Annotated in this window: 7 protein-coding genes; all 7 read right to left on the bottom strand. The window is 47.3% G+C overall.

Annotated features, from left to right (window positions below):
- A partial coding sequence (locus tag RMO84_RS06745; RefSeq protein WP_310487704.1) for a tetratricopeptide repeat-containing serine protease family protein occupies window positions 1-2,054 on the bottom strand: 2,054 nt, incomplete at its 3' end.
- Between the two features lie 269 nt (window positions 2,055-2,323).
- Complete coding sequence (locus tag RMO84_RS06750) at window positions 2,324-2,833, bottom strand: COP23 domain-containing protein (protein ID WP_310487705.1); 510 nt, start codon at window positions 2,831-2,833, stop codon at window positions 2,324-2,326.
- Between the two features lie 13 nt (window positions 2,834-2,846).
- The gene (locus RMO84_RS06755) at window positions 2,847-3,365 is read right to left on the bottom strand and encodes a COP23 domain-containing protein (RefSeq protein WP_310487706.1); all 519 of its coding nucleotides are present in this window, start codon (window positions 3,363-3,365) and stop codon (window positions 2,847-2,849) included.
- Between the two features lie 36 nt (window positions 3,366-3,401).
- Window positions 3,402-3,950 carry a COP23 domain-containing protein gene (locus RMO84_RS06760; protein ID WP_310487707.1) on the bottom strand — a complete coding sequence of 183 codons (549 nt, stop codon included), beginning with the start codon at window positions 3,948-3,950 and terminating at the stop codon, window positions 3,402-3,404.
- Window positions 3,951-4,110: 160 nt separating this feature from the next.
- Window positions 4,111-4,848 carry a trypsin-like peptidase domain-containing protein gene (locus RMO84_RS06765; RefSeq protein WP_310487708.1) on the bottom strand — a complete coding sequence of 246 codons (738 nt, stop codon included), beginning with the start codon at window positions 4,846-4,848 and terminating at the stop codon, window positions 4,111-4,113.
- Between the two features lie 87 nt (window positions 4,849-4,935).
- Entirely contained in the window at window positions 4,936-7,095 is a 2,160-nt protein-coding gene (locus RMO84_RS06770; RefSeq protein WP_310487709.1) for a hypothetical protein, read from the bottom strand.
- 64 nt (window positions 7,096-7,159) lie between these two features.
- Window positions 7,160-7,818: DUF1822 family protein (locus RMO84_RS06775; protein WP_310487710.1), on the bottom strand; the 659-nt coding region annotated here is incomplete at its 5' end.

The following is a 7,818-nucleotide window of genomic DNA, read 5'->3' on the forward strand; positions in this document are numbered from 1 at the left end:
ATGGCAATGGCACGATCGTAATCAGCAATTGCCTCTTTTTTATTCCCTAGAGCTGATTTAGCACGACCACGATTAAGATAGGTATAAGCCTCTGGTTGTTTTTGAATAATTTCAGTGTAGATGTCGATCGATTTATTGTATTGCTTGCTATCCTGTAAAACATCTGCTTTCTGATTCAGCCAGTTTAGATCGTTTGGCTCTAGCTGAATTGCTGTATCCATCGAGCTAATAGCTTTGTTATATTTCTCTAAAAACTGAGCAATTCTACCTTGATATCCCCAAAAATAGTAATATGTTTTACGATCGTTAGCTGGAATTGCTGTAATGGCTCGATCGATCGCGTTTTCTGCTAATTGATATTTGCCAATACGCGCTAGTGATAATGCTTTGCCAAAATGACCAAATATTGCCTGATTTTGAGCAATTGCTCGATCGAAAGCGGCGATGGCTCGATCGGATTGAGCGGTGCGCAAGAGTTGATTGCCATAGGCTAGCCACCGTTCGCCACTATCCGCTAGTTGCGGCTGGGGAATATTCTGCATTGCTGCGAGTACATTCTGAAGATCCTCTGGATTGAGATCGGTAGGATTGGATCGATCGATCGCTAATAAATTGGGAGCAACCTGCAATTTAACTGCTAATCCGGTAAAAGTTCGGATCGAGATCCCCAAACTACCGAGATTTGCCGACTCGCCACGACCATGAATACCGATGACGTTTCCTGCCGTATCGAATACCGGCCCACCACTCATCCCCCCATAACTAATGCTGCGATAGAGCAGATCGTAACCATCCGAAAATGATTGGTTAGTTTGAGTTTGAAATTTACCCTGTTCTCTACTAAATAGATATCCAGGATTGAGTTGCCATTGCCACAGCGGGCTGTCGATCTTCTCTCGTCCTGGAAAGCCCCCCACGAATGCTAAATCTTTAGTATTCTGGCTATATTCGCCCAGTCTCGCCACTGGATAGTTATTGCTACTCTCAAATTTCACCACCGCCAAATCCACCCCTTCGGCAACTACCGTACTAGTGCCACTCCGGCGATCTTGGTCGTAAGTGACAATCTGTGGGCTGGGATATTGTTTATTTGTCTGGAGATCTGCGACTACATGTTTGGCTGTTAGGACATAGTAAGTCTTGCCCTGCCTAGCAACGATAACCCCTGAACCATTCTCTGTGCCTGTCTCAATCCTCACCGTCATCTGCCGCGCTTTGGTATTTAGTCTGGCCATAAAGCCAGTCGGCGTCACTTGACGCTCTACCTTCGGCAGGTTGGCATAGCCATAGAGGATATCTGGCTTGACATGGGTGAGGAAATTGTAGATTGGGATCGCCCAGTTAGCTTGCTGGTATTGAGCCTTGAGTTTGGCGATCGGTTTACTACCATCGTTATAGGTATAGTCCGGCAAAATCGGTGCTACACCGACGGTATTAATCCCCAGCAACTGCCCCTGTTGGTCGAGGATCGCCCCGCCGCTCATGCCTTGGCGGATGCCTCGTTCGCCTTTATCGGTGGCATAACCAATCTGCGTCCCATCGTTGAAGGAAATATCTGTGAGTTGGGATACTTGACCCTGAGTGATGCGGATATTAGTCGCATCGAACGGAAATCCGGCACTATAAATTGTCCGCGTTGTGTCGATGGGACTAAGACTAATCTCCGATAAATCTGGAAGGGTATATTTCGTCCGACTGGTAAATTGCAACAGGGCGAGATCGTATTTCGCATCAAACCCACCATCGAGCGGTGTGGCTGCATATTTCTGACCGTCAGGGGCTTGAATGGCAATTTTGGTCGCTCGTCTGACAACGTGGGCATTGGTGAGGATCAGATATTTGTCCCCCTTCTGGGCGATAATCACGCCCGAACCGCCATTATTTTCCGAGGTAATCCGGACGGTGATACTTTTGGCTCGCTGTTGCACTTGCTGGGGTGTCAGAAGACCTCCTGGGGCGATGCGGGTGTCGGGTGCGATCGCTTGTGCGGTCGCCAGTTGGAGGGGAATGTGTGTCAGGAGAAGGCTAGTGATGAGAATGGTAGCAGTTTTCATGTTGGAGTGGGAGAGGTGATATTGGCTATTTCGGGAGAGTGTTTATGACTTATGTTCTATTGGATGAAATAAAATAAAGCCGCGCTCTATCTGTAACCCTATCGGATGAATGAATGCGTCTAATTGCTCCGTTTACAGGGTGAGAATCCCCCTAAATCCCCCTTAAAAAGGGGGACTAAGAGTCCGGTACCCCCCTTTTTAAGGGGGTTAGGGGGGATTCTCTAGGGTTTAAGAGTGCTAATCCATACTTTTCAAACATCCTGTCAAGTTTATTTAATTAACTCCTCCAAATCTACTGGTGAATCGCCAGCACTTTGTGGAGATGGGCCGCTTGTTTTGCCAGATCTAATATTATTGATATTGGCAATAATATTCTTGGCATCTTGATGATTTTTAAGTGTAAACAGTATTTGTGAATCATCGCATTTTTGCTGACGATCGGCAGTGCCGCAAATAATCCCTTGCCCGGTGCGATCGGACACTCCCGACTTGATAAATTTCAAATTTCCACCCGTCCAGGCTGTCTGAAACTTGGATGCTACCATATTGCACCTAACTTGCGGAGAGTAGCCACCAAAGCTAGATCCCCAGCGAATCAGGGCGATCGATTCCGATCGGGCGGAGGTAGCGACAAAGGTCGTTGGCAAGATTTTATTGCGAGCGGTATCGAAGCTTTGTCCGCAGTAGAAGCGGACTGTAAGTGGATTAGCAGTGCTGGGTTGGACTCCCAACATGATTAATTCAGCGATCGCCAGTGTGGCTAAAATGATTATTTTCACGTCTGTTTTAGGTTTATTTACTAAATGAATTAATTAAATCTTTCATGTCGATCGCTTGGGCAGAACTCGATTGGTAAATTACCGTTCCACCGCCCACGCCCGGACGCTTCATATTTTCGAGTAATCGCGTACTGACATTCTGGGCTTCGCGAGCATTTTCAACTGCAAATAGCATATTTTTAGTCTGGCAAACATCGCTTTTAGCACTCACGGCACAAATCAAGCCTTGACCGTTGGTATTATCGATACCAGGGACTAAATAGTTAAAATTGCCCCGATTCCAAGCTGCTTGAAATCTTTGCGCCGCGAGATCGCAGCGTTGTTTGGGTGACAAATTATTGAGCTTGTGTCGCCAGACCACGATCGAGCGATCGCCGCGATCGTTACCTTCGATCGCAATCATCGTGGCTGGTTCGAGTTTTTGGGTAAAACCGCAATAAAACCCGACATGTTGGGATTGGGCAAGGGTAGGAAAAGTCGCGATTGTTGGAGCAACGAGCGCGACAGATAGCAGTAAAAATTTCGCGTTCATAATTTAGTCAGACTATAAATATCGAGCGTCGATCGGTTATTTACGACTGAGTATTTGTTTGACATTGACAACCTGTCTGCCGCCACTACTTTCGATTGGGATGACATTAGTAGCACCGCTAGCAAGAGTGGTTAATCTCTCGATCGTCTCTTGGGCTTTTTGATAGGATTTGAGCGTGAACAGCATTGTGGAGTTATCGCAAGCGTCGTTGGCACTGGCGGCACTACAGACAATTCCCTGTCCGGTAGTTTTGTCTACTCCCGAGCTGAGATAGATGCGTCCGGCTTGGAATGCGGCTTGAAATTTGGGCGAGACAACTTCGCAGCGTTTTTGGGGTGTGTAATTGCGCCCAAAAAATTCACTCTTCCAAACGATGAGGGCAGTCGGTTCTGTCTGTCCGGCGGCTAAGGCGAGAGTGGTGGGTAGATTCTGTTTGCTGCTGGGATCGTAGCTTTGGCCGCAGTAAATGCGGGTGGAGGTAGTGTTTTGAGCGGGGGCTGGAGTGGGTGTTTGCGCGAAGAGTGGATTCATGACAGCGATGTTCGAGCTAGCGATCGCGAGTGCAGTCAGAATTAAGTTTTTCATGATGTTTAGGAGGTAAATATTTGAGAGGTAAGTTGGGTTTTAATTGGGCAATCGATGGTTAATAATGCACCGCGATCGATGAATTTGGCTGGGGCAGGATCGAGTACTAATATTGAGTGGTGCGATCGCTAATTATCGAGCGATGACAAGTGGCAATTAGTTATTCGATCGTCGCTACTGCTGAAATATTGCCTTGCTTGACATCCGCGAGAAATTTACGCACTACATCCACACTCAGTGCATAACCAATTCCGACGCTACCAGTGCTAATACCGATCGGATTACCTTCGCTATCGATGACTCTTGCCAGGTCGTTGGTAGTATTAACCGCAATTATTTCCCCACGCTCGTTGACCAACGGGCCGCCAGAATTACCGCGATTGATTGGCGCGCTGTGCTGGATGACACTACCCTTGTTACGAATGGCACTTATCATTCCAGGCATAAATGTATTTTGATTTTCCTCACCCAATGGTGTGCCGATCGCATAAACAGGGTCGCCAACTCTAATTGCGCTACTTTTACCAAAGTTGAGAGTGGGAAATTTCTGGCGACGATTGATTTTGAGCAGTGCCAGATCGATGCCCCCTTTAGAAAATCCGACGACATCAGCAGGCATTTCGGTTTTGCCATCCGCCATCATCACCGTAACGATCGCCGACTGTCCTTTAAGTACGTGAGCATTGGTAATGACAAAACCATCAGCACTAATAATAAAACCACTGCCATGCCCCCGATTATTGCGGATCGTGACTACTGCTGGGCTAGCTTTTTCATAGGCGCGGTTGGCGGTATTCGTTGCTGGTGTTTTGGCTAGTAAGGGGGTGGTAGTCAGGGCAGAACCGCCAGTCAGAATGAGAGAAAGTAACAGGACAGAGCCGACGGTAATGTTTTTCATGTCAGTTAATTAAGTGGGGAATTAGAATGGACAGGTCGGCGATGGGCAACGTTCTCTAGTTAGAGGTCATCAAGCAATCGCTCGTGCTTAATTTCTCTTTCGGGCGGGTGAGAGAGAATTATGCACGGTTGCCAATTTAGGATCGATAGCGATCTGCTTAATCGCCCAGATCGTTGTGCTGACTAGCATCATGGCGATCTCGGAGATCGCTAGCGGTAATCCTCGACCGTAGATTAATAGTAAGCCAGCGATCGAGATTTGGCCGCAGATGGCGATCGCTAGCCACCACCACTGTCGTCGCCACACAGCTAGCCCCGCTAGCAGCGACCACAAAAAGACCCATAAGAATCGCACGCCTGGGGATGACGGGGCAAACAGTGGGAGGGGATGTTGGGGATGGTGGGCGCGAATGAGGCGATCGATCTCGATCGCGGTTTTGGCTAATAGTGACGTCGTTGGCTCTTGTTCGTCAAAAATCCCGACTAAAATCAGCTTGCCGTCGAACTGTTTCTTAAGTTCGGTAGGTGATAATTCCAAAACCTTGCTGGAATTAATTCGATCGATCTTAGTTAATATATGAGCGAATAATTTATTGCTGAGGGATGCAGAATCCCAGTTTAACTGGCGATCGACTGCTACATGCTGGGAATGACTTACCAAGTATTTGGTTAATAATGAATTGACAAATACCGGACGATCGCATGAATATTTAATCGCTCGATCGATACATTCAGGGATAATGTTCGCGCGATCGAAAACGAGCGGATGCGGGGTCGTAGTGGTATCGATTTTGAGTGATATTCCCCAGGCAGTAGGCTGACTCACTCGATCGACCCGATCGACAATTTTCAGCAATTCGGCATCATTATTGATAATATTTCCCGAACTAAATGGCTCGTAATTAATTATCTTGACTACGGATGGCTGTGGTGAAATTCGATCGCTCGCGGCTATTTGAGTGCGATCGACGATCGTTTGTTCGAGCGTGGATATTAGCGGGATTGCTGCCAATTGGAGGGCTAAGATAGCAGCAACTAGACTCGCTCCCACCGCTGTCATCAGGCGATATTTAGGTCGATCGCAATAGCGGCAAATAGCGACGAGCTGCGGCGGCACAGCACTAGAAATCGGTGGCGTCGTGAGATCTTGCCAAGTGACATGACGACTGAGCGGATTGTGAAATAAAATCGGCAACCAATCGGCAAATCTGGCAAATTCTCCACTCGCTAAAATTAACCGCTGTCTGGCATATTGGAAAGCAGCCGGAAAACTTTGGCCGCGACTATATTCAGTTAAGAGATCGGCTAAAAACTGTCGGGCGATCGAGCAGGGAATTAGCTCCCGCATCACGATAATATATGGTAGATCGATATCGCTCAATTGCGCGGCTAAACCTAAGCCGCTACAGCAATTAAAAATGGCAATTTGCAAGCCGCGATCGACAGCAACTCGTAGCGATTGTTTTAATCTGTCAATCTCGATCGGGGTATCATTATCGAGATAAATAATACCGGCTTGCAAATCTGGCTCGTTAGTTGTCGCGGCGCGAATGGTGTTGCCATGACCGTTAAACACGAATATTTGCCACGGCTGGCTCTGCGTTAAGCGATCGGCAAGTTCGTAGGCTGAAGTAGTTGCTAATGAATCGATCGCCGCTTGTGGTAGGGTTTTTAAAAAATCGGGTTCGAGCTGTAAATTCGGATCGCGACCGCATAAACTGAGAATCTTTACCTCATTGCTACGCTGGATTTTGACCTGAGTAACATTAGTAAATCTCGGTTTACAAAATACTTCGACGGCACCGGGATAGGATGCAAATAAGTTCCACACATGCCAAGGTAGCTGCCAAATATTCAAGCGATCGCCAACGATGATAACTAAGATTCGATCGCGCACATCTAAATCGGTTCGCAATCGCCCGACAATATTCCCAAAATCGCTCCGATTCAGCCAGTTATTAATTAATACTTGAAAGTTTTGATTCAGTTCTACCAGATCTTGACTGGATACATTTGTGACTGTCTCCGTATCGAAAACTGGCGAGAGATTGATTTCTCTAGACAATAGCTCGATCGCGGCTGGATACAATAGTTGCCATTCGTTTAATAATTGCTGGAGTTCGGGATTTGGCGGCAAATTACTCCGATCTTCCCACTGCGTCATTCCTGCCGCTTTGAGTTCGACATTGACACTATTAAACCCCGTCTGAATCGTACCTTCACCCAGCCTAATAATAATTTCCTTCAATCTCTCCACTCCTTATCTTTCTCCCCGCTCCTCGCTCCCCGCCCCCCGCCTCCACTACCCCGCTCTAAACAACAAACCGTTCGATCGATCTCGCAGTACCTAACTGCAATTGAATATTAAACTCCATTGCTACCGGACAAGTAAAAGCGGGTAACTGAATAAAATCATCATTAGTTCTGGCAATAACCGTCCGCAAACTAACCCCATGTTCGTCGAGATAGCTTAATTGTAATTGGGGTGGCAGATGACGAGAACCAATGGCCGGATGTACGCGTACCAACACGCGGATGCGTTCGTTTGATTCTGGAATAATGCCAATTAATAGCACCACAGTTTCCTGATGCAGATCGATTTGGAGATTGACTAATTTCGATCGTTCGATCGCTTGATTTGGCGCGCGGGTGGGGACTGCTTGATAAGTTTGCCACCCACTCGCGATCGCATTCGTAAATTCCTGCCGCAACCAAGCACCTAATTGCAATGGTGCCGGAGCGCGAGTCTCGTTCCGAGAGGCTACGCCAACGATCGCCATTTTTGACAACCGAGTTTGATACAGTTGCGATCTCAAGTTCGGGTTATTTAAAATCGCCCCCCATCGATCGAAATCGAGCATTAAGCGCGGTGAATTGGGCGATGGTGTACTAAACTCCTGAATCGACTCTAACGCGCTTTCTAGGGCAATACTGGGTATCTCAGCAACGGTTGTGCGTTCGACTAAATCTA

Source organism: Chamaesiphon sp. VAR_69_metabat_338 (assembly GCF_031423935.1).
GTDB lineage: Bacteria > Cyanobacteriota > Cyanobacteriia > Cyanobacteriales > Chamaesiphonaceae > Chamaesiphon.

Bases quoted from the DNA above. Each gene is read 5' to 3' on its own strand.
- RMO84_RS06765 (WP_310487708.1), bottom strand. From the start codon at position 4,848: ATGAAAAACATTACCGTCGGCTCTGTCCTGTTACTTTCTCTCATTCTG.
- RMO84_RS06760 (WP_310487707.1), bottom strand. From the start codon at position 3,950: ATGAAAAACTTAATTCTGACTGCACTCGCGATCGCTAGCTCGAACATC.
- RMO84_RS06755 (WP_310487706.1), bottom strand. From the start codon at position 3,365: ATGAACGCGAAATTTTTACTGCTATCTGTCGCGCTCGTTGCTCCAACA.